At 37.1% G+C, this 25,706-nt stretch carries 30 protein-coding genes and 1 other annotated feature; of the genes, 24 read left to right on the top strand and 6 right to left on the bottom strand.

The window, feature by feature from the left end; genetic code table 11:
* Positions 1 to 84: 84 nt before the first annotated feature.
* Positions 85 to 408 (bottom strand): YnfA family protein, encoded by a 324-nt coding sequence (locus tag ACFX4W_RS22055; protein ID WP_060747327.1) that lies wholly within the window; start codon positions 406 to 408, stop codon positions 85 to 87.
* Positions 409 to 719: 311 nt separating this feature from the next.
* Between ACFX4W_RS22055 and ACFX4W_RS22050 the strand changes: the two genes are divergently transcribed.
* A complete protein-coding gene (locus ACFX4W_RS22050; protein WP_043982729.1) occupies positions 720 to 1,706 on the top strand; it encodes an MBL fold metallo-hydrolase in 987 nt (328 codons plus the stop codon).
* A 40-nt stretch (positions 1,707 to 1,746) separates the two neighbouring features.
* Here ACFX4W_RS22050 and htpX read toward each other — a convergent pair whose 3' ends face one another.
* Positions 1,747 to 2,619 (bottom strand): protease HtpX, encoded by an 873-nt coding sequence (gene htpX, locus ACFX4W_RS22045; RefSeq protein ID WP_043982731.1) that lies wholly within the window; start codon positions 2,617 to 2,619, stop codon positions 1,747 to 1,749.
* 251 nt (positions 2,620 to 2,870) lie between these two features.
* On the opposite strand from htpX, the gene ACFX4W_RS22040 reads away from it, so the two are divergent.
* Positions 2,871 to 3,209, top strand: coding sequence for a PadR family transcriptional regulator (locus tag ACFX4W_RS22040; protein WP_013083614.1), 339 nt, complete (start codon positions 2,871 to 2,873; stop codon positions 3,207 to 3,209).
* Positions 3,199 to 3,876, top strand: coding sequence for a DUF1129 family protein (locus ACFX4W_RS22035; RefSeq protein ID WP_043982734.1), 678 nt, complete (start codon positions 3,199 to 3,201; stop codon positions 3,874 to 3,876). The genes ACFX4W_RS22040 and ACFX4W_RS22035 overlap by 11 nt, the downstream gene beginning before the upstream one ends.
* Positions 3,877 to 4,048: 172 nt before the next feature.
* Here ACFX4W_RS22035 and plsY read toward each other — a convergent pair whose 3' ends face one another.
* Complete coding sequence (gene plsY, locus ACFX4W_RS22030; protein WP_043982735.1) at positions 4,049 to 4,636, bottom strand: glycerol-3-phosphate 1-O-acyltransferase PlsY; 588 nt, start codon at positions 4,634 to 4,636, stop codon at positions 4,049 to 4,051.
* Between the two features lie 610 nt (positions 4,637 to 5,246).
* Here plsY and ACFX4W_RS22025 point away from each other — a divergent pair.
* From ACFX4W_RS22025 to ACFX4W_RS21955, 15 genes are all read left to right on the top strand, one after another.
* Positions 5,247 to 5,435 carry a hypothetical protein gene (locus ACFX4W_RS22025; protein WP_225049418.1) on the top strand — a complete coding sequence of 63 codons (189 nt, stop codon included), beginning with the start codon at positions 5,247 to 5,249 and terminating at the stop codon, positions 5,433 to 5,435.
* A 306-nt stretch (positions 5,436 to 5,741) separates the two neighbouring features.
* Complete coding sequence (locus tag ACFX4W_RS22020; RefSeq protein WP_098248245.1) at positions 5,742 to 6,053, top strand: hypothetical protein; 312 nt, start codon at positions 5,742 to 5,744, stop codon at positions 6,051 to 6,053.
* A gap of 130 nt (positions 6,054 to 6,183) precedes the next feature.
* Positions 6,184 to 6,924: a glycoside hydrolase family 25 protein gene (locus tag ACFX4W_RS22015; RefSeq protein WP_280560721.1), complete on the top strand. Its 741-nt coding sequence runs from the start codon at positions 6,184 to 6,186 to the stop codon at positions 6,922 to 6,924.
* A 34-nt stretch (positions 6,925 to 6,958) separates the two neighbouring features.
* Positions 6,959 to 7,285, top strand: coding sequence for a nucleoside triphosphate pyrophosphohydrolase (locus ACFX4W_RS22010; protein WP_162214441.1), 327 nt, complete (start codon positions 6,959 to 6,961; stop codon positions 7,283 to 7,285).
* Between the two features lie 174 nt (positions 7,286 to 7,459).
* Positions 7,460 to 8,404, top strand: a complete 945-nt coding sequence (locus ACFX4W_RS22005) for a DNA-binding transcriptional repressor DeoR (RefSeq protein ID WP_183128468.1) — start codon at positions 7,460 to 7,462, stop codon at positions 8,402 to 8,404.
* A 5-nt stretch (positions 8,405 to 8,409) separates the two neighbouring features.
* Complete coding sequence (locus tag ACFX4W_RS22000) at positions 8,410 to 8,733, top strand: hypothetical protein (protein WP_280559839.1); 324 nt, start codon at positions 8,410 to 8,412, stop codon at positions 8,731 to 8,733.
* A gap of 182 nt (positions 8,734 to 8,915) precedes the next feature.
* Complete coding sequence (locus ACFX4W_RS21995) at positions 8,916 to 10,217, top strand: pyrimidine-nucleoside phosphorylase (RefSeq protein WP_280559838.1); 1,302 nt, start codon at positions 8,916 to 8,918, stop codon at positions 10,215 to 10,217.
* A gap of 21 nt (positions 10,218 to 10,238) precedes the next feature.
* Positions 10,239 to 10,913 carry a deoxyribose-phosphate aldolase gene (gene deoC / locus ACFX4W_RS21990; RefSeq protein WP_043982748.1) on the top strand — a complete coding sequence of 225 codons (675 nt, stop codon included), beginning with the start codon at positions 10,239 to 10,241 and terminating at the stop codon, positions 10,911 to 10,913.
* Between the two features lie 59 nt (positions 10,914 to 10,972).
* Positions 10,973 to 11,371, top strand: coding sequence for a cytidine deaminase (locus ACFX4W_RS21985; protein ID WP_013057475.1), 399 nt, complete (start codon positions 10,973 to 10,975; stop codon positions 11,369 to 11,371).
* A 19-nt stretch (positions 11,372 to 11,390) separates the two neighbouring features.
* Entirely contained in the window at positions 11,391 to 12,572 is a 1,182-nt protein-coding gene (locus ACFX4W_RS21980; protein ID WP_013083603.1) for a NupC/NupG family nucleoside CNT transporter, read from the top strand.
* 148 nt (positions 12,573 to 12,720) lie between these two features.
* Entirely contained in the window at positions 12,721 to 13,335 is a 615-nt protein-coding gene (locus ACFX4W_RS21975) for an AmiS/UreI family transporter (RefSeq protein ID WP_025751370.1), read from the top strand.
* A 42-nt stretch (positions 13,336 to 13,377) separates the two neighbouring features.
* Positions 13,378 to 13,622 (top strand) — a binding site (T-box leader).
* A gap of 67 nt (positions 13,623 to 13,689) precedes the next feature.
* The gene (locus tag ACFX4W_RS21970) at positions 13,690 to 14,919 is read left to right on the top strand and encodes an MFS transporter (RefSeq protein WP_162214438.1); all 1,230 of its coding nucleotides are present in this window, start codon (positions 13,690 to 13,692) and stop codon (positions 14,917 to 14,919) included.
* Positions 14,920 to 15,003: 84 nt separating this feature from the next.
* On the top strand, positions 15,004 to 15,420 hold the full coding sequence (locus ACFX4W_RS21965; protein ID WP_377560558.1) for a DUF4275 family protein: 417 nt from the start codon (positions 15,004 to 15,006) through the stop codon (positions 15,418 to 15,420).
* A gap of 273 nt (positions 15,421 to 15,693) precedes the next feature.
* Complete coding sequence (locus tag ACFX4W_RS21960) at positions 15,694 to 16,041, top strand: DUF805 domain-containing protein (RefSeq protein WP_280559837.1); 348 nt, start codon at positions 15,694 to 15,696, stop codon at positions 16,039 to 16,041.
* Positions 16,042 to 16,091: 50 nt separating this feature from the next.
* Positions 16,092 to 16,448 (top strand): DUF805 domain-containing protein, encoded by a 357-nt coding sequence (locus ACFX4W_RS21955; protein WP_043982754.1) that lies wholly within the window; start codon positions 16,092 to 16,094, stop codon positions 16,446 to 16,448.
* 71 nt (positions 16,449 to 16,519) lie between these two features.
* On the opposite strand, the gene ACFX4W_RS21950 is transcribed toward ACFX4W_RS21955, so the two are convergent.
* Entirely contained in the window at positions 16,520 to 17,578 is a 1,059-nt protein-coding gene (locus tag ACFX4W_RS21950) for an LLM class flavin-dependent oxidoreductase (protein ID WP_043982756.1), read from the bottom strand.
* A 320-nt stretch (positions 17,579 to 17,898) separates the two neighbouring features.
* Between ACFX4W_RS21950 and ACFX4W_RS21945 the strand changes: the two genes are divergently transcribed.
* The 6 genes from ACFX4W_RS21945 (at position 17,899) to ACFX4W_RS21920 (ending at position 23,742) form a co-directional block, all read left to right on the top strand.
* The gene (locus ACFX4W_RS21945) at positions 17,899 to 18,711 is read left to right on the top strand and encodes an amino acid ABC transporter substrate-binding protein (RefSeq protein ID WP_025751375.1); all 813 of its coding nucleotides are present in this window, start codon (positions 17,899 to 17,901) and stop codon (positions 18,709 to 18,711) included.
* A gap of 152 nt (positions 18,712 to 18,863) precedes the next feature.
* Entirely contained in the window at positions 18,864 to 19,667 is an 804-nt protein-coding gene (locus ACFX4W_RS21940) for an SRA domain-containing endonuclease (protein ID WP_043982758.1), read from the top strand.
* A gap of 182 nt (positions 19,668 to 19,849) precedes the next feature.
* Complete coding sequence (locus ACFX4W_RS21935; RefSeq protein ID WP_043982759.1) at positions 19,850 to 20,761, top strand: NAD(P)/FAD-dependent oxidoreductase; 912 nt, start codon at positions 19,850 to 19,852, stop codon at positions 20,759 to 20,761.
* Between the two features lie 388 nt (positions 20,762 to 21,149).
* Positions 21,150 to 21,362 (top strand): putative immunity protein, encoded by a 213-nt coding sequence (locus tag ACFX4W_RS21930; protein ID WP_052500360.1) that lies wholly within the window; start codon positions 21,150 to 21,152, stop codon positions 21,360 to 21,362.
* 414 nt (positions 21,363 to 21,776) lie between these two features.
* Positions 21,777 to 23,132 (top strand): TrkH family potassium uptake protein, encoded by a 1,356-nt coding sequence (locus ACFX4W_RS21925; RefSeq protein WP_043977950.1) that lies wholly within the window; start codon positions 21,777 to 21,779, stop codon positions 23,130 to 23,132.
* A gap of 205 nt (positions 23,133 to 23,337) precedes the next feature.
* Positions 23,338 to 23,742, top strand: coding sequence for a DUF2269 family protein (locus tag ACFX4W_RS21920; protein ID WP_377560089.1), 405 nt, complete (start codon positions 23,338 to 23,340; stop codon positions 23,740 to 23,742).
* 377 nt (positions 23,743 to 24,119) lie between these two features.
* Here the strand turns inward: ACFX4W_RS21920 and ACFX4W_RS21915 are convergent, their stop codons facing one another.
* Complete coding sequence (locus tag ACFX4W_RS21915; RefSeq protein ID WP_043977703.1) at positions 24,120 to 24,674, bottom strand: HPP family protein; 555 nt, start codon at positions 24,672 to 24,674, stop codon at positions 24,120 to 24,122.
* Positions 24,675 to 25,113: 439 nt separating this feature from the next.
* Positions 25,114 to 25,335, bottom strand: coding sequence for a hypothetical protein (locus ACFX4W_RS21910; RefSeq protein ID WP_043977705.1), 222 nt, complete (start codon positions 25,333 to 25,335; stop codon positions 25,114 to 25,116).
* Positions 25,336 to 25,706 lie beyond the last annotated feature (371 nt).

The following is a 25,706-nucleotide window of genomic DNA, read 5'->3' as shown; positions in this document are numbered from 1 at the left end:
CATAAACTGGCAATATAGCTGTATTTATCTAAAAAAATAAAAGGCGGCAGAATTCATGTATTCTGCCGCTTTCTGCGTTATCATTTAACTTCTTGGCCAAAGCATAACGGCTACGCCAATCAGACACACAAGTCCGCCAATCCAATCATATGTATCGGGCATTTTTTTATCAACCCACCACGCCCAAAACAGGCTTAAAACAATAAAAATACCGCCGTAAGCTGCATATACACGTCCAAAGTCCGGGAACGACTGCCACGTAGCAATGACGCCGTACAGCACCAAAGCAATACCGCCCAGAAGCCCTAACCAGCTTGATGCTCCTTCGCGCAGCCACTGCCAAATCAGATAGCCTCCGCCAATTTCAGCAAGACCTGCTAAACTAAAAAGAAAAATTGCTTTAATCATAAACTATACTCCTTATATCATCATTCCATCTCTTTATTCTATCTTACTTTCTTAGTTTGATGAATCATTCGTTTGCTTTAAATAAGTACACTGGAAAGCATTCCTTTATCAATTTGTCTTCAAACCTGCTAAACTATTAATAGTATGAGTTTATGTAAAATGTTTGTACGAGTACAAAGAGTCATCCAATTATTGAGGCTCAGCACACTTTTACAAAAGGTAGAAGTTAGCAGGAAATTGACTATTTAAAAGAATAAAACGTTTAACAGTATAAAGCAGTAAAAAGAATGCAGATATAGGGGTTTGGTAAAATGAGTTTAGATCATAAGGTAATACGCATTGAGCTGCCTACGCCATTTCCAATTGGACCAGTGAATGTGTTTTTATTAAAAGCAGACAAGTTAACGTTAATTGATGCAGGTATGAAAACCAAAGAAGCGTGGAATGTTTTTGAAGAGGCGCTTCGTAAAGAAGGATATAAAGTAACAGACATTGAACAAGTGATTCTTACTCATCAGCATCCGGATCACACTGGATTTTTAGAATGGCTGCCGAGTGATATACCGGTTTACGGTCATAAGCTTGTGGAGCCTTGGATTTACCAAGATGAAGAGTTTGTTCAGCAGCATAATGAGCTATACCGTAATTTCCTTATGGAGTTTGGAGTCAGTGATGATGTAATGGATACATGGCTTCGTAAAGCAACGGCTGCAATTCAAGTATATTCACCTAAAGGACAGAAGCTAGCCGGGTATTTGAAAGAAGGAGATACACTTCCGTATGCCAGTGATTGGGAAGTGATTGAAACGCCGGGACATTCCTTGAGTCAGCTGATGTTTTACAACCGAAAAGAAAAAGTCGCGTTTGGCGGAGATCATATTTTGCCAAAAGTACCGTCAAATCCATATTTAGAGCCAACCATTCAAAATCCTAAGCCAACGCCGCTATTGGACTACTTGGCGTCTCTTGAAAAAACGTTAAACTACGACATTGATTTGATCTACAGCGGACATGGTGAACCGCTTGGTGACATTCATTCTTTAATTATGGAACGTATTCAAAAGCAGCATAAATGGGCCCTGCGCGTGTTACAAGTAATGGGTGAAGGAAAAAAAACAACGCTTGAAGTCAGCGCAGCTTTTTTCCCGGATATGTATCAAAAAGCACCGGACTTTATTTTCTCAGAAGTGTACGGCCAGCTTACGTATTTAGAGAAAGAAGGATACGTTGAATTAACAAAAAATCAAGATGGCGTCTTGCTGTGGGAAACTACACGCGTGCTTGCTCCTCAGTCATAACATAAAAAACCAGCTTCTATAAAGAAGCTGGTTTTTATGCTTATAGTGAATGCAAGCGCTCAATGCGTTTTTCAAGCGGCGGGTGAGTAGAGAATAAGCGTGAGAACTTTTCTTTGCCGCTAATTTTAAAAGCAGCAATTGATTTTTGACGGTCATCTACTAATGAAGTAGTATGACGAAGCGATTCTAACGCATAAATCATTTTTTCTTTACCACCGAGTTTAGCTGCAAGCGCATCGGCTTTGAATTCACGTCTTCTTGAATGCCAGAAGATAATTGGGCTGCTTAAGATACTAAAGAGAATCTCAAATACAATCGATGTAAGGAAATAAACAACCATCGCAAACTCTTCTCGCACAAAGTTTGACACCGCTTTGGCTACTAAACGAGAGAAGAAAATAACGAATGTATTTAATACTCCTTGCAGAAGCGTAGTTGTGACCATATCCCCGCTTTTAATATGTGCTATTTCGTGAGCGATAACGCCGCTGATCGCATCGCGGTCCATTCGTTCAAGCATTCCGCTTGAAACGGCAACAAGCGAGCGTCTTTTACTTGGCCCAGTTGCAAAAGCGTTAACTTCCGCTGAATGATAAATTCCGACCTGAGGCATTTTTCTTAATCCTGCAACAGATGCAAGTCGGTGCGTTTCTTCTAAAACAAATCGTTCATATTCACCTTGAGGAGAACGTTCATCAATAACTTGAACACCCATCATCCACTTTGCCATCACGCGTGACATCATAAGAGAAATAATCGCGCCGCTGAAGCCGGCAATTACGCTAAATGCCAGCAGGCCGCCGTAACCGCTGCTTCCCATATAGCTTTGAACACCTAATAAAGATGTAATCGTTGTGATTGTGATTAATACTAAAATATTAACGAAAATAAACAGTGAAATTCGTTTTAGCACAAGTCTTCCTCCTTTAACTAATACGTGCATGATAGGTATACGGTTAGTAGAGAGGAAAGGTTTCATTTATTTATTCAAATTTACTAAAAAGATTACTATGTTAAGTGGTTTAATAAAAAAAGTAAATAAATGGTTGAATATTTACTATAAATAGGTTATTATGAGTGATATAAAGCTATCTTGTCTTGCAAGGTAGCTTTACTTTAAAAATGTATCTTGTATAACAAGATAGTGAAAAGGAAGAAATCGATATGTCTTTGAGAAGTCAATTGTTAAAAGGAATTTTAGAAGGGTGTATCTTATCAATCATTCAAAAAGAAACGGTTTATGGCTATGAGCTATCCCAGAAGCTTCAACAATATGGATTAAATGATGTGAGTGAAGGTTCGATTTACCCAATTTTACTACGTCTTCAAAAGGAGGGATTAATAAAGGGAGAAATGAAAGCATCGCCTTCGGGTCCTAAACGAAAGTACTATCATCTTACGGCATCTGGTGAGAGCGCATTATGTGAAATCCAAGAGGAATGGATCAACATTCAAAACCCTGTAGATAAATTGTTGAATAGGAGTTTTTACGATGAACGCTAAGGAATTAATTAAATTAAATAATAAGAAGCGAAAAGAGCTGACCAAGGAAAATGAAGAGTACTATGATAATATGCTTGTTTACATTCGAACGAGTGTGTCAGTTTCTGAACAGCAGGCTGAAGAATTATTGATGGAGCTTTTAGATCACCTTATTGACGCACAAGCGGAAGGGAAGCGTGCTGAAGAGGTGTTTGGAGAAAACCTTAAGACGTACTGTGATGAAATGATTAAACAGTTACCTAAAGAACCCTTAAAAAGCACTGCTTTTTTTATAAGCTTTTTATTGTTACAGCTAGCAAGCTTGATGGCTATAGTAAGCGGGATAGGAAATATCGTTGTACATTATGTTAAGGATAGCAGCCAGACTGTTTATATCGGAACAGCAATCGTCACTTTTGTTATTGTTGCAGCTATTATTTCTCTTGATGTTTTTCTGCTTTTAAAATGGATACAAAAATCTGTTTACAAAATTTCGAATAAGATTAAGGACTTTTTTCTACTCTTTGTCTTAATTTTTATTTCTCTTGCCGGGATGTTTTTTTTACCAAAGCTTATTCCACCTTTTGGGTATGTAATAGAAGTTGGAGGTTTCTTATATTTAGCTGCTGGTGCCGTAACACTCATCGTTTTAAGGTGGTTAAATAGTAAATATCAAATTACAAAATGAGATATAGGAAGCAGCGAAATGTATTGTTTAGTCTATAATCAAGAGCATTTTTAAAGAAATTTCATAATTTACGTCTATCTTGGGACAAGACATACTAAAATAATTAAAAAGGTGTTCAACGCATGAACACCTTTTTGGTAACACCATTTAAAAATTACTAACTTTAGTACGTTTAAAAATTAACCTTAGGTTCTGTACCTAATTTAATGCGTTTGAAGTTTTTAATATGCTTCCATGTAATAAAAACAAAAATAACGGCTGCGAATACCATCAATACTACATCACCTATATAGAGTGATACCAAAAAGGCAACCAATGCCCCAATAGGTGAAGACAAGGATACGTATTTAGAAATTTTGAGAGAAATTAAAAAAGCTAGAATCCCTAGAATGAAAGCTAATGGTGAAAATGCAAGGAATACACCAGCGGCAGTCGCTACAGATTTTCCTCCTTTAAACTTTGCAAAAATCGGATAGCTATGTCCAAGAATAGCAATAAATCCAGGGACAAGCATATGCAAGTGACTATTCATCATAAGCGGTAAACAGACAGCTAGCGAGCCTTTTGCTATATCGCCGATCAACACTATAATACCTGCTTTCTTTCCTAAAGTACGAAAGGTATTAGTGGCTCCTAAGTTACCGCTTCCGTGCTTGCGAACATCGGTTTTGTAAAAGCCCTTTCCAATCACTAAAGCAAAAGGAATGGACCCAATTAAATAAGCTAATAAGATAATTATAGCGTTTGTTAATACGTTCATTGTTGGCACCTCAAATTGTGTTGTTATTATTTATTTTATAGCAAGATATCAAGAGTAAAGTTTATTTTGTTTCTGAACACTTCTATTAGTATGTATTACTTCCCAGCGAGTAAATTGTGGTTTCTTAAATAGTGGAAGGTAGCTTTTATATGGATAGAGGGTGCTGGCAGTTTCGGTAGAGTATTTGTAAATTCAACTGTATTCTTAGCGGAATAGCTTCATGACTTTATGTTAAGATATTTTTGGATTTTCAAGCCTTCCTACGTATTAGGACGAATCCATATGTCCATTATAAATATGTAAAAAAAGCAAAGAGGATAGGCGGAAAGGCAAAAATAAAAAAACTTGCTACAATAACAGCAAAGTTTTTTGCGCATCAGCCGTTCTGATTTTTTCTACAAAAATAAAAACTTGTAATACAATTTTTAAAATATAACATAAATGTTTAAGGATTAAAAGATATTTTGGGTATATTGTATTAAAAGAAATGTGTTTTAATATTTTTTTATAAAAAATAAGACAAAGAAATTAACAAATCAAAAGAAATATAATAAAATGTAAAACGGTGTTTCGAAATATTAACTTCTTAAAGTTGAAAGGGGTCCTGCACTTGTTGTGGACAGATATCAAAGAACGAGAAGTAGTTATGTACAAAAACTGCCAGGCGAAAATTTTAGAAAAAAAGGTGCCGAATAAAATAGTCGTGCGCAATCTAGAATTCCCGGAAAAAGGCGATTGGATATCAGCCGAGCTTGATTTTGAAGCTGTTGAAAAATTTGAGAAGAGTCGAGAACACTAATACGAAAAACATTTTATAATACTTCTATTTGTTATATAAGAAAAAGCCGAGCTTACATTTTGAGTTCGGCTTTTTTGTTTATGTGTAATTCGTTTTCTTTACGAAGAGCTCCTCGTTATTATATATAAAACCGCGCCTTTTCCTCTCATTCATTTTCCACTATTACACTAGTCCCGTACAAAAACGTATCTTTATAAGGGACTATCGATTTATTTTTAGTACACGTATTTTTGCCACTTTTTTCATATACAACCGTTCAGAAATAAAACCTCTGTGCATACATTGAAGACAAAGGGGGAGGATACATTGGGAAAAACAAGTCGTATATTGAAATGGGTCAGCGGGGGATTAGAGGCTCTTTGGGGGATTCCCCTCCTGGGCGGCACCTTGGTTATAAGCCTAGCCTACACGCCGCTTATTCTAATGCTCGCATTGCACATCGTAGGTTTAGTATTTGCGATTAAAACAAACAAAGTTCGGACAGGGCATATCATGGGAATTGTCTGTTCTGCTATTGCGTGGATTCCAATTGTCGGCATGATTATGCATATTTTAACGGCTATTTTCTTACTGATAGAAGCAGCCAAAGATAACGAGCCATCTGAAGACGCAGCATAAAAGAAAAGCCGCCTGATTTTTAGGTGGTTTTTTGTATTTTTTAGCAAAGACTTGAAGGCTCTATTGTTTTAGAAAATCCTTTTTATGTTAGAATATTAGAAGTATTTTCCGGAAAAAGGGGGTAAACATAATAGACAAAGCCAATCAAAAAAACAAAAGACTGTTTACAGCAGGACTCATATTAGTCGCTCTTGTAAGCTTTATATTTTTACTATGGAGTAAAGGATGGGTAATTCCTAATGCGATAAGTGCCAACCGCTATGATGTAAAAGGCGTAGACGTATCTTCTTATCAAGGGCAGATTGATTGGAGTGTGCTGAGTAAACAAGATATTCAGTTTGCTTTTATCAAAGCAACGGAAGGAAGTTCATTTCAAGATCCTTTATTTAAACAAAACTGGGAACAAGCAAATCGGAAAAACATGCGGATCGGAGCTTATCACTTTTTTAGCTACGATAGCAAAGGTTCCACACAAGCGGCTAATTTTATCAAAACGGTCTCTCTTAAAAATAACGATTTGCCTCCAGTGATTGATGTAGAATTTTACGGAGATAAAAAACAAAGCCTGCCGTCTCAGAAACATGTATACAAGGAGCTTTCTAGCATGATTAAACATCTTGAATCTCATTATGACAAGCGCGTCATTCTTTATACGACGCCTAAAGCGTATAACTTGTATATTAAAAACAGATATCCTGAGTGTGATATTTGGATTCGCGATGTTGTGAAAAAGCCTACTCTTGAAGAACAGAAGAAATGGGCGTTTTGGCAGTATACGGACAAAGGGCGGTTAAGCGGCTATAAAGGTAAAGAAACGTTTATTGATGTAAATGTGTTTAACGGAAATCAAGCAGAATTTGAAAAATACTAGTTTACTAGAAAGGTAAGAGATGGAGGAAAAAATAATGCCTACTTATAACAAGCTAGTGCGAGATAAAATTCCCACGATTATTGAACAAAGCGGAAAAACCTTCAAATCACGCGTGCTCCAGCGAGAGGAATATCAACATGAGCTGACGAAAAAGGCAAAAGAAGAACTTCAAGAGTACGTAGAAGCCCAAACGCATCAGGAGGCAATTGAAGAGCTCGCGGATTTACTGGAAGTTATGCAGGCGCTAGCAGCTGTGCACGGGGCCACGCCAGAACAACTTGAGAAAGTGCGTGAGGAGAAGGCCAGGGAGCGCGGGAAGTTTGATGATCGGATTTATTTAGTGGAAACAGAAGAAGTGTAGACCCGTGTTTTGTTATCTTAAATTGGTCACCGTCCTTCCTTAGTATTTCTCTTTTCAACCCAGTTACAAAATCCCCTCTTGAAATTTTGTTCACCAAACAAGTAAACTAAAGACATAAGTTTGGTAAAATTGGGATAAGAAATTCATGAGGTAGGGGAGAACAAGTCGATGGAGATGGATCAAGAGAAATTTAATAAGGTGATTGAAGCGGCAAGGATGTATTATATTCTTGATTATAATCAAAGTGAAATTGCAAAAAAGCTTGGTGTATCAAGGCCTACGGTTTCTCGATTGCTGCAGACAGCAAAAGAAGAAGGCATTGTTCAAATTAAAATTGTGGATTCATCTATCAATAGTGAAAAATTGTCTTCTCAACTTGAACAAAAATTCAATTTAAAAAAAGCAATAGTCACACCGGTGCCTCAATATGAAAATCACATTATTAAAAGTCATCTAGGCGTGGCAGCAGCTGACTATCTCTATGACATCGTAAAAGACGGAGATATTATTGGGGTGACGTGGGGAACAACTCTTTATCAAGTGGCCATCGATTTAAAACAAAAGTATGTGAATGACGTGCAGGTTGTGCAGTTAAAAGGCGGAGTAAGCCATTCGGAAACGAGCACGTATGCTTCTGAAATTATGTACTTATTTGGAAAGGCATACAATACGCCTCCTATGCATCTTCCTTTGCCTGTAATTGTCGATCACGTGGTAGTCAAAAAAGCAATGGAAACGGATCGTCATATTAAGCGCATTTTAGATCTAGGCAAACAAGCCAATATTGCCGTCTTTACTACGGGACCCATTAAAACCGATTCGCTGCTTTTTCAGCTTGGCTACTTTTCCGAACAAGATGTAGAGATGATTTCCTCGCGAGCAGTAGGAGACATTTGTTCACGTTTTTTTGATAAAGATGGACAAATTTGCAATGAAAGCCTGGATGAACGGACGCTTGGACTTGATCTGGAAGAACTAAAGAAGAAAGAGTACGCCATTTTAGTAGCGGGCGGGGATCAGAAAATTGACAGCATTTACGGAGCACTGCAAGGGAATTTTGCAAATGTGCTCGTTACAGATCAGTTCACGGCGCGCTTTTTGTTAGATAAACAAGAGTAAGGGAGATGAAAACGCTGTTTTTTCAAGAGCAAAAGCTTCATCGGATTGAAATAGTAGAAGATATTGTATCTTATTCGGCGTCATCTCTGCAGGCGCAGCGAAACCGGTATCCTTTTCAAACAGACATCTCAAAAGACGGAGTGATTGCCAAAGGAACCACGGGCTATATCATTAAACGGTGGGGAAAAATGTACTTCTCCCCTTATGCTAATCAAAAAGGAATTGAACGGTTTACGCCGCCTGATCAGCCATACGTATTAATTCCTTATAAAAAGGTAAAGAATAAGTACCGAATCATGTTGTCATTTGTGATAAAAGCTGAAAAATAAGGGAAGACTTCCGAGTGCGGAAGTCTTTTTTTATTCACTAAAACAGCAGCTATAAATATTTTTGAACAAATGTAAATATATATGTTTACAATTGTTCAAAGCTATTATATAGTAAGGGTGTAAGTTGTTGAAAACGTTTTAGTGGATGCACAATATGCAGATACTTTTAGGGGGAAAACGTCATGAGAATGGTTGACTTAATTGAAAAAAAACGTAATGGACATGAATTAAATAAAGCTGAAATCGATTTTATTATCGAAGGTTATACAAAAGGGGATTTACCTGATTATCAGCTATCGGCATTTGCGATGGCGATTTACTTTCAAGGAATGACGCAGGAAGAACGCGTGAATTTAACGCAAGCAATGGTTGAATCAGGCGATCAAATCGACTTATCAAAAATTGAAGGTATTAAAGTAGACAAACACAGCACAGGCGGCGTAGGTGATACAACAACACTTGTATTAGGACCTTTAGTAGCTGCGGTTGATGTACCGGTTGCCAAAATGTCTGGCCGCGGCTTAGGACACACTGGCGGTACGATTGACAAACTTGAAGCAGTGCCTGGCTTCCACGTTGAAATTACAAATGAAGAATTCATTCGTTTAGTAAATACGAATAAAATTGCCGTTATCGGTCAAAGCGGAGACTTAACGCCGGCGGATAAAAAACTTTATGCACTTCGTGATGTAACAGCAACGGTTGATTCGATTCCGTTAATTGCAAGCTCAATTATGAGTAAGAAAATTGCAGCTGGAGCAGATGCCATTTGCCTGGATGTAAAAACTGGGAACGGCGCGTTTATGAAAAAGCTTGAAGATGCTGAAGAATTAGCAAAAGCAATGGTTGAAATCGGAAAAGGCGTAGGTCGAAACACCAAAGCAATCATCTCAGATATGAGCCAGCCTCTAGGTTTTGCGGTTGGTAATGCGCTTGAAGTGAAAGAAGCGATCGACACGTTAAAAGGCGAAGGCCCTGAAGATTTAACAGAGCTTTGCTTAACATTAGGAAGTCACATGGTTGTACTTGCTGAAAAAGCAAGCAGCTTAGATGAAGCGCGTGCAATGCTTCAAGAAGTAATTAAAAACGGAAAAGCATTAGAATCGTTCAAAACGTTCTTAAGCGCACAAGGCGGAGACGCTTCTGTTGCAGACGATCCGTCTAAATTACCGGATGCAGCGCACAAAATTGAAGTGCCAGCAAAAGAAGATGGCTACATTTCAGAAATCGTTGCAGAAAAAATCGGCGTAGCAGCAATGAAGCTAGGTGCAGGACGTGCAACAAAAGAATCTGAAATCGACTTAGCAGTTGGTATCATGCTTAATAAAAAAGTTGGCGACCAAGTGAAAAAAGGTGACTCTCTTGTTACAATTCACAGCAACAGCGAAAGTGTACAGGAAGTAATGGATATCGTCTATGATTCTTACAGCACGGTCGCTGAAAAAGTGGAAGCTCCAACGTTAATTTATAAAGAAATTCATTAAGAGACAGAGAGGAAGTACAAAATGAGTCAAAACATTACGGGTATTATTGATCATACATTATTAAAAGCAGATGCGACAGAAGAGCAAATTACGGTTTTAGCACAAGAAGCAAAAGAATATTCATTCGCTTCGGTTTGTGTAAATCCAACGTGGGTAAAAAAAGCAGCTGAGTTATTAAAAGATGCTCCAGAAGTGAAGGTATGTACGGTAATCGGTTTCCCTCTTGGAGCTACTACTTCAGCAGTAAAAGCATTCGAAACAACAAATGCAATCGAAAACGGTGCAGATGAAGTAGATATGGTAATCAACATCGGCGCGTTAAAAGATAAAAACTATGACTTAGTGCAAAGCGACATTCAAGCAGTAGTAGATGCTGCAAAAGGCAAAGCGCTAGTAAAAGTAATTATTGAAACAGCTCTTTTAACAGACGAAGAAAAAGCAAAAGTTTCTGAGCTAGCTGTAAAAGCTGGAGCTGATTTTGTTAAAACGTCAACGGGCTTTTCTACAGGAGGCGCAACGGTAGAAGACGTAGCACTTATGAGAAGAACGGTTGGACCAGATGTAGGTGTAAAAGCTTCTGGAGGCGTTCGAGGCTTAGAAGATGCAAAAGCAATGATTGAAGCTGGTGCAACACGTATTGGTGCAAGCTCTGGCGTATCAATTGCAAAAGGTCAATTAAGCAATTCTGATTATTAATAAATGACAGCAGGTTAGTACTAACTAACCTGCTGTAAACTAAGCAAAGGATGATGACTGTGGAGCCAAAACAATTAATAGATGAAGCAATCGCAGCAAGCAAACAGGCACATGTACCATATTCTCACTTCCATGTTGGTGCAGCTCTTTTAACAACCGATGGGAAGATTTATCGTGGATGCAATATTGAAAACGCTTCCTATGGATTGACGAACTGTGCTGAGCGAACGGCAATCTTTAAAGCTGTTTCAGAAGGGGACAAACAGTTTTCAGCTATTGCAGTTGTAGGAGATACGGACGGACCAATTTCTCCTTGCGGCGCATGCAGACAAGTATTAGCTGAGTTCTGTGATGATCACACACAAATTATCTTAGCAAACCTAAAAGGAGATTTTGTGATTACCAACATCAACGAAATCTTACCGGGCTATTTTTCATCAAAAGACTTACAAAAATAAGTAAGCAGTGGAGGATACTATGAAATATTTAATTGGCATCTTAGGGTTACTCGTTGTCTTTGGATTAGCGTATCTTGCAAGTAATAACCGTAAAGAAATCAAATATAAACCAATCGTTATTATGGTTGTGATTCAAGTTCTTTTATCAGCTTTACTTCTTAACACAAAGTTTGGTTTGATTATTATCAATGCGATTGCCAGCGTTTTTGGAAAGCTGCTTTCATACGCAAACCAAGGAGTAGAGTTCGTATTTGGAGGCATTGCGAATAAAGGATCAATGCCGTTTTTCTTAAACGTGCTACTTCCGATTGTTTTTATCTCTGTCTTGATTGGGATTTTACAGCACTTTAAAATCCTTCCGTTCATTATGAAATGGATTGGCTTAGTTCTCAGCAAGATTAACGGAATGGGAAAATTAGAGTCTTATAACGCAGTAGCTTCCGCGATTGTAGGTCAGTCAGAAGTATTCATTACTGTTAAAAAGCAACTAGACAAACTGCCGCCAAATCGTTTATATACGCTTTGTGCATCAGCTATGTCGACTGTTTCAATGTCAATTGTCGGTGCTTATATGACAATGATTGAACCAAAATACGTAGTAACAGCAATCGTTATTAACTTATTTGGCGGATTTATTATTTCTTCTATTATTAACCCTTACACAGTAACGGATCAAGAAGATATTTTAGAGGTACAAACAGGTCATAAGCAAACGTTCTTCGAAATGCTTGGCGAATACATTATGGATGGATTTAAAGTAGCAATTATCGTAGGTGCGATGCTAATTGGTTTCGTTGCGCTGATGGCTGCGATTGATAACGTGTTTGAAATGTTATTTGGTCTATCGTTCCAGCATCTTCTTGGCTATGTGTTTGCACCGTTTGCATTCATCATGGGTGTTCCTGCTTCAGAAGTTGTGGCAGCGGGTGGAATTATGGCAACAAAACTTGTAACAAATGAATTTGTGGCAATGATGAGCCTGTCGGATATGGCTTCAACATTCAGTGCTAAAACGCTTGGAATTGTATCTGTATTCTTAGTATCATTTGCTAACTTCTCATCAATTGGAATCGTGTCAGGAGCTGTTAAAGGCTTAAGCGAAAAGCAAGGAAATACAGTAGCGCGCTTTGGTCTTCGTTTACTATACGGAGCTACGCTTGTAAGCGTACTGTCAGCAATTGTTGTCAGCTTCATTTTATAAGTGTAATAGAAACAGAAAGAAAAGCAGTTTCCTTTTCAAAAGGAATTGCTTTTTCTTTTTTACATGTAAACTACAACTCCGCACATCCTAAAGAAAAACATCGACGCAGAGGAGGACAAGAAAAGCTGGGGGCTTTTCTTACTGAAAAATGGATCAAATTGGACTGTTGCTGTCAGGTGCAGCTTTATTTTTAAACGGACTGATGCTGCTTGGAAAAGCAGATGAAAAAAACGTAGGCGTATTTAACTTATTTGTTGGAGCTTTTCAAGTTATTGTTCCGTTTTATTTAATTATTACGTCAGATCAAAGCAACTGGATTTTGTATGAAAGAACGGCAATCTTTTTATTTGGCCTTACGTATTTGTATGTAGGGGTGACTGTATTAAAGGGAATGCAGGGAACAGGACTTGGCTATTACTCGCTTTGGGTATCGATTATCGCTTTAGTGTACGTTACGGTTTCTCTTGTTCACTATCATGACGTAGTTAATGCCATTACATGGATTCTTTGGTCGTTTTTATGGTTTTTATTTTATGTGCTTAATACGAGCAAAAAAGATGTATCTGCATATGTGGGGAAAGTGGCGATTGTCCAGTCGTGGGTGACGTTGACGATTCCAGCGCTGTTTTCACTAACAGGCGTATGGGGAAATAAGGATATGTACAATATGTGGGGAATCGTGCTGGTGGCGTCTATCATTTATTTCGTATATCTAGGGTATCGACTATTCTTTTCTCAGCCGCAAAAAATGATTTTGAAATAAAGTATTTACAAAAAATAGATAATAATGGTAAGATGTTAGAAATTAAATGCCGTGAAGAGAAAAGTAGACAGCGCGTATTCTTAGCAGAGAGCTCCGGAAGCTGAAAAGGAGCAAGAAAAACGCTGTTGAAACAAGCCTCTGAGCAGCGCATTGGATCTAACGTGATAGTGCGACGGCTGCTTCCGTTACAAAGCTAGAGTATAAGCGAAAGCCGTACTCGATAAGGTTTATATGGCGACATATGAACAAACTAGGGTGGCACCGCGATTCATAATCTCGCCCCTAAGACAAATGTCTTGGGGGTGGGATTTTTTTATTGATCGAAATCAATAGTGAAGCGGAGGCCTTTCTTTTATGAAAAATAAGCTGTTGTCTTGGAAATACCCGTGTTTATTACTGTTTGGAATTGGCATTAGCAATATCGGGGACTGGATTTATTTAATTGCTTTAAATGTCATGATGCTTGATATGACGAATTCGCCGCTTGCGGTTTCAGGGCTATACATGATAAAGCCGCTTGCTGCGCTATGTACAAATATATGGTCTGGAAGCTTAATTGACCGCATGAACAAACGGAAGCTTATGCTGTTTTTAGATTGGACGCGCGCGGGGATTATTGCTTGCTTTCCGTTTTTCTCATCCATACTGATCATTTATGTGCTGGTATTTATCATGAGTATGGCAAGTTCAATGTTTCGGCCAGCATCGATGGTTTATATCACAAAGCTTATTCCACGTAAAAAACGAAAAAGATTTAATTCGCTGCGCAGTTTGATTGATTCAGGCGGTTTTCTTATTGGGCCAGCCGCAGCAGGTGCGCTATTTATGATTGGAACGCCAGCGTTTGCCATTTATGCTACTGCTGCAGCGCTGGTATCGTCAGGAGTGGTTACTTTGTTTATGCCGAACCTGGATACAAAAACAGAAGTTAAAGAAAATAAGCTGTCTGTAAACACCATTCGAGAAGATTGGAAAGCGGTGTTTCGTTTCAGTAGAGCCAACAGATACATTATCACCATTTATGTATTATTCAGTTTCTTAATGGTCATGGCCACGGCAATTGATTCTCTTGAAGTTTCATTTGCAACAAAAGTCATTCCTTTGTCCGAAAGCGAATACGGATTTTTATTAAGCATAGCAGGAGCTGGCATTATGATTGGAGCAGTTGTGAATACACTGTTTGCTAAGAAGCTGTCGACGAACTTTCTCATAGGCGCCGGCAGTGTAGGGGTGTCGCTTGGTTATTTGCTGTATGCGTGTTCCTCTTCTTTTCAAACTATCGGAGCAGGATTTTTTAGCTTATCTTTTGCGTTAGCTTTTGCAAGTGCTGGTTTTCAAACCTTTTATCAAAACAGTATTCCCGTTGACATGATGGGTCGAGTAGGAAGTATATATGGACTGCTTGAGTCACTCCTGATCATTATCATGACTTTTTTATGCGGCATGGCTGCGCACATCTTTTCGATTCAGGAAGCTGTAATTGGTGGAAGCCTGGTTATGTTTTTAAGTACAATTGTATTGTTTTTGTGCACGTTAAAGCCGACGTTTTATAAAGTGAATTTGGTCAAAAAGCAAAGAATCTAACGCACGGGTACTAGTGGACAAATAAGCTAAGAAGCCGATAAAAAGAAATGAATACAGGATAAAGGATGGAAAAGCACAGTGAAAATGAAAGATGCGTTAAAGAAAAAAGGAATGTTTGTTAAAAAATTACCGAATCAAGGTGAATTCTTTCGAAAGCGATGGGAAAATGAATTTGCAAGTGCTTTAAGCGCATCGCAAAAAAAGAAAATTTATATGGACCAATTTTTGTGGCATGCGTTTAGCTATGAAAAGCTCCCTTGCTTGCAAGGAGAACAAGCGGTTCAAGCGTTCGAACAGCAAATAAAGAACGACTGTTATTTGCTGTTTGAGCATGATGAACGAGTGCTGCAGCTATCTAAATGTAAGCATCTAACAAGCGCTGATTTAAGTGAAAATACAAACATGTATTTAGAAGATTTATATGTCGTAGATAAAGACTTTACATGGACTTATGTGATTACGCATGAAAGCTCATGTGGGCCTTACTTTTACCGAACATAAGTGAAGATATGGCCTGCCGTGTTTATTAACACGGCAGTTTTTTCTATAAAAAAAACATTTTATTAATTAAAAGTAATTACAGGTATAAAATGGTTTTTAATCTAAAAACTTTGAGTATTTATTACTAATTATTATCCATCTCTCTCCTATATTTATATTACCATTTGGGATTTTTTCAAAAAATAGGATATAAAATTAAATTTTTGTATGCTAAGGTAATTACTGCTAGTAAGCTTGTCTTACAAAAATTGTTTTAAAAAAGGAGGTTTTTGTATGAAATGGTATTTACATGTACTAAAAAATTATGCAACGTTTCAAGGGAGAGCAACGCGTAAAGAGTATTGGATGTTTATCTTATTTAATTTTATTATATGGTGTGTGCTTTCAGCTATTGAACTTATAACAGATATGCCTCCGTTTTTGCGTATAGTTTATCTTGTTGCAGTCCTCATTCCATCTCTTGCTGTGACGGCACGCCGACTGCATGACATAGGAAGAAGCGGCTGGTGGCAGCTCATTAGTATTATTCCGATTGCAGGAGTTATTTGTCTATTAATTCTTCTTTGTCTAAGAAGTGAGTCGCAGCTAAATCGTTTTGATGTACCTAATAAAGTTGCGTAGGACTTAAATGATTAGGTAGTTTAATTTAATAAATAAAGAGAGGGTTTGTCATGTACTGGTATATAAAAGCGTTAAAAAATTACGCGACGTTTCGAGGAAGAGCAACGCGTACGGAGTATTGGATGTTTACATTATTTGCTTATATCTTTACGCTTGTTCTATACGCCTTGGTTTTTATTGATTCAATTGCTCTACTTGTATCTATTTTAATATTGCTCTATGGAGTAGCAATGATTCTGCCTTCACTTGCTGTTACTGTTCGCCGGCTGCATGATACAGGAAGAAGCGGCTGGTGGTATTTAATTAACTTTGTTCCAGTTATCGGAGGCATTTGGCTGCTCATCTTACTTTGTCAAAGAAGCGAAGTAACAGCCAATATTTACGATACAGACACGCAGGCATCTTAACCAGAGTAGTTTATTAGTTTAAAAGTTAATAAACTAATAGACAAATTATTTTTAGCTAAAGAAAACTCCTGTTAAAAAGGAGTTTTCTTTTTTTTATTTTCCCACACGCTGCTGGGAAGTTCTTTTCGAAGAACAGGTGCAATATCATCTGCAAAGCGCTCTAGCTGTTCGCGCTGTTCTGCTTCGCTTAGACCGTCTACGCTGATGCTCAGCACTTCGTTTCCATAAGCATGGTGATAGTCTATTATTTTTTCAATGATTTGCTCAGGGCTTCCTACTAAAGCAGGACCATGTTGAACGATATCTTCTAGTGACGTGAACGGCGATTGATTATGTTTGGCTGCTTCTGTATTGCTAAAGGCGTTATAATACGGGCGATAGCGGCGAATCGCTTCTTCCGCTGTATTAGAAATATAGAGGCTACTCGCCCCCGAACCGACGATGGCCTTGCGTGGGTCATGGCCATAATAAGCCAAACGTTCGCGGTAGTGGTCAATCAGCGCTTTATATTTAGCCTGAGGATGGAAGGAATTAGATGAAAATAGCGGCTCTCCGTATTTAGCCGCCAGTTCTGTAGACAGCGGGCTTGACGCGCTTCCATGCCACACGGGAATAGAAGTTTGAAACGGACGAGGCTGAGTCGTAACGTTTGTCAAAGGCGAACGATAACGGCCACTCCACGTGACATTTTCTTCTGTCCAAAGCTGTTTTAAAAGAGCGTATCTTTCAGCAAGAGATTCCCATTGTTCTTCTTCTGTAATACCAAAAAGCGGATAATGACGCGGGTCATTGCCTTTTCCGATAATCAGTTCAAGGCGTCCACTCGATAGGTGATCAAGCGTTGCATAATCTTCAGCTACTCGTACAGGGTCTAAAATGCTTAGAACGGTAACGGTCGTAAGGAGACGGATGTGTGACGTTTTAGCCGCAATTGCACTTAAAACAACAGGAGGAGAAGAAGACAAAAAAGGAGTTCCGTGTCTTTCGCCGACTCCGTAAGCATCAAAACCTAACTTTTCTGCCAGCACTGCTTGATTTAACACATGCTGAAACTTTTCTTGAGCAGTGAATATTTCTCCAGTAACCGGGTTCGGGATGTTTTGAATAAGACTAAATAAAGCAAATTTCATACGTTTTACCTCCAAAAGATAAAATGGTAGACGACAATAAAAAAAGCAAACGTACACGCATTATCGTGTCCATTTGCCTCCAGTTGACTGGTAGATATGTAGGTTCAATGTTTTATTAGTTGTATCTTAAGCGGTAGACACCGGGCTGTCAAGATAATCTTTTTCTAAAAACCTACTTGATTTATCGGTTAACTAGTATTATGATGTGAATAATCTTACACGAAGTAAGCCCACTGGTTAACCAGAGGCTCTTGATGAAGCAGCTGCTTCATCAAGAGCCTCTTTTTATTACATAATATAGGGATTTAGGGGAGGAACGTATGAAAAAATATTGGCTGTTTTTACTTTCAATTGTAGTAGCTGTGAGCGTGGCAGGATGCGGAACAAACGCATCTTCAAGTGCAGGAGAAAAGAAAGAAAAAGATGTTCAAACGATTGTGGTTGGAACAGGCACTCAGTTTCCTAATATTTGCTTTATCGATGATAAAGGCAAACTGACCGGCTATGATGTAGAAGTAGTAAGAGCAATCGACAAAGAGCTAAAGGATTATAAATTTGAATTTAAAACGATGGAATTTTCAAATCTGCTTCTCAGCTTAGAAAGTAATAAAATTGATATGATTGCTCATAACATGGCTCAGAACGCTGAGCGAAAGAAAAAGTTTTTATTTAATGATGAAACATATAATTATTCTCCGCTTTATGTAACAGTTCCTAAAAATCGAAATGATATTCATTCATTAAAAGATTTAGAAGGTAAAAAAATGATTGTAGGAGCTACAAGCAATGCGGCTGTCTATCTAGACAAATACAATCAAAAACACGGCAATAAAATCGATGTAGTTTACGCCGGTCAAGGTGCGGATGATGCCACAACTCAATTAAAAACAGGCCGGGCAGATGCTACGCTTGCGACACCATTTTCCATCGACTTTAGCAATCAAGCGCTGAAATTTCAGCAAAAAACGGTTGGAGATATCGTGATTAATTCAAAAGTATATTTTATGTTTAACAAAAAAGACGAAAAGTTAAAGTCGGAAGTCGATCAGGCGATTAAAAAGCTGAAAAAAGACGGTACATTAAAAAAACTCAGCACAAAATGGCTAGGAGAAGACTATACGGTGCAAAATTGACTATCGCAAAAAAGCAGCTGCCCATACAGCTGCTTTTTTTTGTATGATATAAATCCAATAGATAGAAGAAACGATCTGCAAAGAAAACAAAAATTAGTGTATAGTAGAGCTATAAGTACTATAAAAGCAGGACCGCAGTAGGAGGCAATTCATTGATTACGGATTTACAGCGCGGAGATTTCTTTCAAAAAGGACATCGTTATCGCAGAAAACAAATTCATAAGCTTTATAAAGGACAGGAACAAAGCGAAATATCAACGCCGAAAGCGCATCCATATATTTTTATTTTCACAAAAGAAAGCGGAAGTGAATACGGAACAGGACACGGGTGGAACAGAGATAAAACCGCTTTTTTCTATACAGGAGAAGGCCAAAGAGGATCGATGCAGCTCATTAAAGGCAATAAAGCGCTTCGTGAACATTTCTTATCAGGAAAAGCCGTTTACTTGTTTCACTACGTGGAGCCTGGAGTAGTAGAGTTCATTGATGAAGTGACGTATATTAATCATCAATTAGAAATCATGTGGGACTCAGACGGAGAGCTTCGTGAAGCTATTATTTTTGAACTTGAACGAAATCCTGTGATTGAGGAAAAAGCAGCAAAGCTGGATGTTTCACCTTATTCAACTGAACAGCTTCGCCATATAGCATTAGGAGAAGAAAAAAAGACAAGTATTTACGAACAAACGGCCGCTCTTAAACAATATGTTCACAAACGCGCAGCAGGTATTTGTGAAGCCTGCGGAGAAAGCGCGCCGTTTATCGCAAAAGATGGAAGCTCCTTTTTGCAAATGTACTATCTTTCAAAGCTTTCAGAGAGCGGATTCGCTAAGCCAAAGGACGCTGCGGCACTATGTCCCAACTGTTATAGTCGTCTACGCTACGGGAAAGATAGTGAAGTATATAAAGAAGAGCTGATTACTAAAATTAATGAAAAAGAAGCAAAAAATGAGTAATATTGTCTTTCTTCATTTTATAAAAAACCGTCTCTAGGCAGGGCAGCTGCCGAGGCGGTTTTTTTGTATGTAGAATGACTTCAAAAAATAAAGGCAATAAAGCGTATAAAAATAATGGAAAAACAGATAATGAAAAACTGAAGCTTTTGTTTAGAAAATAGTAAAAGTTGGGGTGATGTGCTGTGGTAGACAAGTATGACTGTGTCATTATAGGTGGAGGAATTGCAGGACTTCAAGCCGCTATTCAGCTTGGAAGATATAAGCGCAGTGTATTGGTTATTGATTCAAACGATGGCCGTTCCAATCTTTGCAAAAATTATCAAAATATATTGGGATGGCCTGAGGGAATAAGCGGGCAAACTCTAAGAGAAACGGGAAGGCAGCAAGCAAAAAGCTACGGCATTCAATTTGCAGAAGAGCGTGTCCTTCAGTGTGAAAAAGAAATAGAAGGGTTTAACGTCATTACAAACTTTGCGAACTACGAAGCAGCTACTTTACTGTTTGCGACGGGAGTAGTAGATCGGATTCCGCCTGAACTTCAGCAAGAGCTATATCCGTGCATGGGAACAACCGTATATGTATGTCCCGACTGCGATGGGTATGAAGTAAATAATAGAAGGGTATTAGTACTAGGGTCAGGAAAAGCAGGAGCCAGTTTATCTCTTACGTTAACATATTGGACAAATGACATTACGTACATTAATCATGACAAAAAAGAAATTGGACCTTTAGCAGATACCTTGATGCAAAAGGGCATTACCTATAAAGAAGCGGCAATAAAAAAAGTCATAGCTGAAGCAGACATGTTAAAAGGAGTTATCCTCGAAAACAATGAATTTATCTATGGAGAAAGAGGTTTTTTAGCGTTCGGAGGAAATAAAGTTCGAACAGAATTAGCGCATGAGCTCGGAGCAGAACTTCTAGAAAATCAGCACATTATCGTAAATCCGCGTACAAAAGAAACAAATGTTTCAAACGTGTGGGCAGCAGGAGACATTGTAGCTCATTCTGAACAAGTGACGGTAGCGATGGGAGAAGGTTTACAGGCAGCTATTTGGATACACAAACGCTTGTTAGAGCTTTATGAAAAATAATTGGTTTTTATCCGTTTCTGCACACGCTACATTCTGAGTGGGAAAAGTCGATTTTTAGTGTTTTTTGTAATAAAACTCTGTACAGTATTCTGTGTTCAATAACCTTTCTTATTCTATTTTATATTACAATCGAATAAGAGAAAAATAAGAAAGAGTGATAATAGGTGTTTATTGGATATGCACGTGTATCAACAGGATTATAAAAATAAAAGGTATTTTCTACAAATAGAAAATACCCCCCGTTGGTTGCTACATTAAAAAGGTTAGGTTTGTTATAGCGTGACTTTATTTACCTGATAGCATGGATGATTTAGGACAATAAAAAGGATTAGATTTTCTCGATGACCATTTAAAAGATGAACTATGTATAAATTTGAGAATAGAAACTTTGCAAAAACGAATAGAAGAAAGTATTAGAGCTTTTGATTTACGAAAAGTTGGATTTATTGTAAATGAATTGGCTAAAGACTCCAAATCTGACGTTAGTAAATATTCTGCACGTTCATTTGCCCAAGCCATAGCAACAGGACATATGAGAAGACAGGCAATGGTTAGCAGTGACTACGCAATAAATAAAGGTAACAAATCTTCTAACACATAACTCCTTAGATTCCTCAACAAAGGAAAGGGTAAGGCAATTAAAGATAATAGATGAATTGTTAGAATCGCCAAGCTGATAATCAACCATAAGAAACAAGGACACTATGTTTTATTCAATATAGTGTTTTTCTTTATTCAAAAAATCAACAATAAAGTTTAACAGAGCCTTATAAAACTATTATTTTTATAAATTAGTTTGTTATTTTACTCCTTTACATAGAAGATGTGATCTTTTTATTTTTAATAAATTTTATCTTATTTAAAGTATATTAACATTAGATACTTTATTATTTACTTAATGTAACGTACTTTCTGAGAAGATAGGAAGGTAATAAAAGTAATGACCATCTTTTGAAATAAATGGGTATGATATATAATAAATCTTTAATCAAAACATTTTGAAGGGAAATGTAATATGATAATTTCTAAGTCACGTAAAAAACATAAAGTGAAGCATCTGGAACCTGCAAGTATCTTGTTCGTGGGGTTTTTAGGATTAATATTGCTCGGCACCGGCTTATTAATGATTCCTGCTGCTACAAGCGATAGACATCATCTAAGCTTTATTGATGCTCTTTTTGAAGCCACTTCTGCTGTATGTGTAACAGGCCTAGCCGTGGTAGATACGGGGACAACATTTACTTTATTTGGACAGCTCATTTTGCTTGTACTCATTCAAGTTGGTGGCTGGGGATTCATGACTATTGGTATACTCATGTTTATTGTACTAGGTAAAAAAATAGGATTACAACAAAGATTAATACTTAAGGAATCTCTAAATGCTTTTTCGCTACAAGGCGTTATTGCATTAGTCCAACGTGTTGTGCTAATTACATTGGCTGTGGAAGGTATAGGAGCGCTTATCCTAGCTATTCGTTGGTCCCAAGAAATGAGCTGGGGAAAGGCTATTTATTATGGCATATTCCATTCTATCTCTGCTTTTAATAATGCAGGATTTGGTTTGGAACCAGATAATTTAAGCAAATGGGTAGGAGATCCAACCGTAAATATTATGATTACGTTACTTTTCATAATAGGAGGGACTGGATTTTTTGTCATAGCAGACATTTTTCAGAAACGAAACATAAGAAAGTTTTCTCTTCACACTAAAATTGTATTAGTTTCAACTATCCTACTAAATACCGTGAGTACACTCATTATTTTTACTCTAGAATATCATAACTCTCATACTTTAGGTCAATTAAGCATGGGGGATAAATGGTGGGCAGCTTACTTTCAGGGTGTAGTTCCTCGTACTGCTGGTTTTAATACCTTGGATATCGGGGCGCTCACATTGCCTTCAAAAGTGTATATGATGGGTCTTATGTTTATTGGAGCGGCTCCAGGTTCAACAGGCGGTGGAATTAAAATAACTACGTTTGTCTTAATATTGTTTGCTTTATGGTCAGTATTGACAAATAAAGAAGAGATTAATGTTTTTCGACGCCGAATTCCTAAATCGCTTGTGTATAGAGCTTTTTCTATTGCTACTTCTGGCATTATTTTTGTTTCTATTATTTTCTTTCTACTCACAATCACAGAAAAAGGTATAGACATGTCTACCCTTTTGTTTGAAACGTTCTCTGCTTCTGGAACAGTTGGATTAAGTGCTAACTTTACAGGAGATTTAAGTCCTATAGGCCGAATTCTGATTACAATTATGATGTTTATTGGCAGAGTGGGACCTCTTACCATTGGCTTTGTACTTGCGATTCGTTCAAACAAACAATCTAAAATTAGGTATGCAGAAGAAAAGATTCTTATTGGTTAAAAATTTATTTTAAATATATAATTTGGTCAACATATTCATGATTTAGGCACAAGTAGCCTAAACCACGAATATCTCTTTTTATTATGAACAAACTACTCAAGGTGCTGAGAATTATCTTCGATCTAAATCTCATTAACCTGTAGAAAAACTCCCTATTTATTGGAGGGAGTTTTTTCTAATTTTAAACTGTATATGATTTTNGGATTTGTTGTACCGTATATTAGTATATATTCATGTTTCTAGTGTCATTTTATCTATTGGTCCTTTCTTTATTCTCTTACCACACGTTAAAAAACTACATAGTTCAAGGGAAGAAGAAACGAATGCCTATTTGAGCACATTTCAATCTGTCGTTAGGCTCGCAAAACATACAGGCCATGTTCTTGTTATAACAGGGATACTCCTTGTTATGTGTGGTCCATGGACGTGGACTACTCCGTGGATTATAATGACACTGCTTTTCCTCTTTTGCTCATTGTTCTTTCTGGCCCGTGCGTTTTCACCAACACTTCGAAAGTACAAGGAGGAAGGGCAAAATAAAAAAGAACTGGCAACTAAACTAAAGCGATCTATTTGGATTTACATCATTCTATTAATGACTATGCTTTAGTTTATGGTTGGTAAGCCGACTTTTTGGTAAAATTATTTACATTTTTCTACGGAATAGGTAATAGTTAGAGTATTTGTAATTGAAATAGTTTAACTATTTATAATCAAATTAGTAAGATTGGTTCTGATTCAAAAACTTCAGATTACTTACAATTATCTTGGGATTTTTGAATCAAAACCCTTATTAATATCCATTTTTCAGAAACCCCTCTTTATCACAAGAGAAGCATCGTAACGCCCTATCTGAGTGAATAAGGCCATTTAAAGAGCCATTTATGCAGTATATTTCTTTTCTACATATAGTACAACTTCCCATAAACTCTTCCATTTTTTAAATCACCTTTTTAAGATGCTACTCTTGTTTTACCATATTCACCTTTATAACCAATGATTTGGATATTGCCTTGATTGAAATAAATTATTATAAATAATCGAGATAACTACTATCAGTAGGGCACCCAATAGAACAGGAATAAGAAACCCCCAACCTACTTGATTGTTAACAGCAACGAGTGCACTAGCTGCTGCTGGAGGATGCATCGTTTGTGTAAGGGCCATTAGAATTAATACAAGAGCTAATACGAGCCCAAGAGTGAATAAACTGTTACCTAATAAACACCAAATAATAATAGCAAAGGTAGTGGCAAGCAAATGCCCTCCGACTACATGTCTTGGTTGAGAAAGAGCACCCTTATGAGCACCAAATACTAAGATACAACTCGCTCCAAGGGGAGCTAATGCCATAGGATAGCCTAGATGAATAGCCATAAAACTAACCGTAATAACAGCAATAAGTGCACCTACAGCTGAAATAATAGAATCAATATAATCAACTTTAGCTTCTTGTCTAATCGTCCCTTTCATTTTTTTTAGATATGCAGCTAATCCTATGCTTGAGTGATGACTCCAATTCTTTTCAAGTTTTTTCTCCATTATAATATCCTATTATCCTTTCTAGCTAGTTTGGCAAGTAATTTTTCAAAACTTCTAACAAATAAAGTTATTTTATAGAAAAACTCTGATTATTTAAATAGATATCTAAATTTTCTTTTTTAGATCTAAAAATTAAATTGAGTTTATTTAATGGTTCGAATTTATCTTGTAAAGTGTACAAAAGCGAGTGAAGCAAAGAATAAAACTTTAAATAAATGGGAAGTACCAAAAGAAAAGATTCATTACGAAGTATGTAGCTATTTTAGGATAAGAAGTAAGTCTATCCTATAGTTAGGCCAGACTAGGGCTATTATCAGTTAAATAAATTTATTAAAAAGCCTAGTTTCAGTCTCATCAGGCTTGAAACTAGGTATCTATTATCATCCCTACCTTATTAAAAAAGCATTGTTTTCTATACTTAATTAATCATCCTATAGATTTACCGCAGATCCAAAAATTCAAAGTGAATATGTTCCGAATTAACACCTAACTCTTTCAAACTTGTTACAATACAATGAAGGAATGAAACTGGACCACAAATATAGTAATCTGCTTCATCGTCAATATATCCTTGTTTACCAAAACGAATATCCTTTACATCTTCTTCAGAGGTGTTTCCATAAACTAAGGATAATTGATAATTCGATAATATGCTCTTCAAGTCTTTTAATTCTTCCTTACATGCTTGAAGGTTTCCATTTCAGGAAGCCATCTATCCAATTTATTACTCAATTATATGATTACTTATATAAACCATAAGTAAATCACCATAACCTAATGTAAAACAATATAGTATAGTAGCTTCAAACGGATAATCAATGAATCCACTTATTAAAACTGTGAACCCTACCACTAATAAATAAGTGCTTATTAATTTCGTGAATCTCTTCTTATCTTTAATATGAAATTGCTTCCATCCAGATAACCATCTAATATATTTCTTTACACCAATAAGGTAATAAAGAAAAAAGAACAAAAATGCTAAACAAATTAAACGATAATTCATGTATAAAAACACCTCTTTATAAGAAA

Origin of the sequence: Priestia sp. YIM B13489, from assembly GCF_042787645.1 — a bacterium.
In the GTDB taxonomy this organism is placed as follows: Bacteria; Bacillota; Bacilli; order Bacillales; family Bacillaceae_H; genus Priestia; species Priestia megaterium.
The sequence above is the reverse complement of the archived record's forward strand: the minus strand, read 5'-3'. Positions and strand labels throughout refer to the sequence as shown.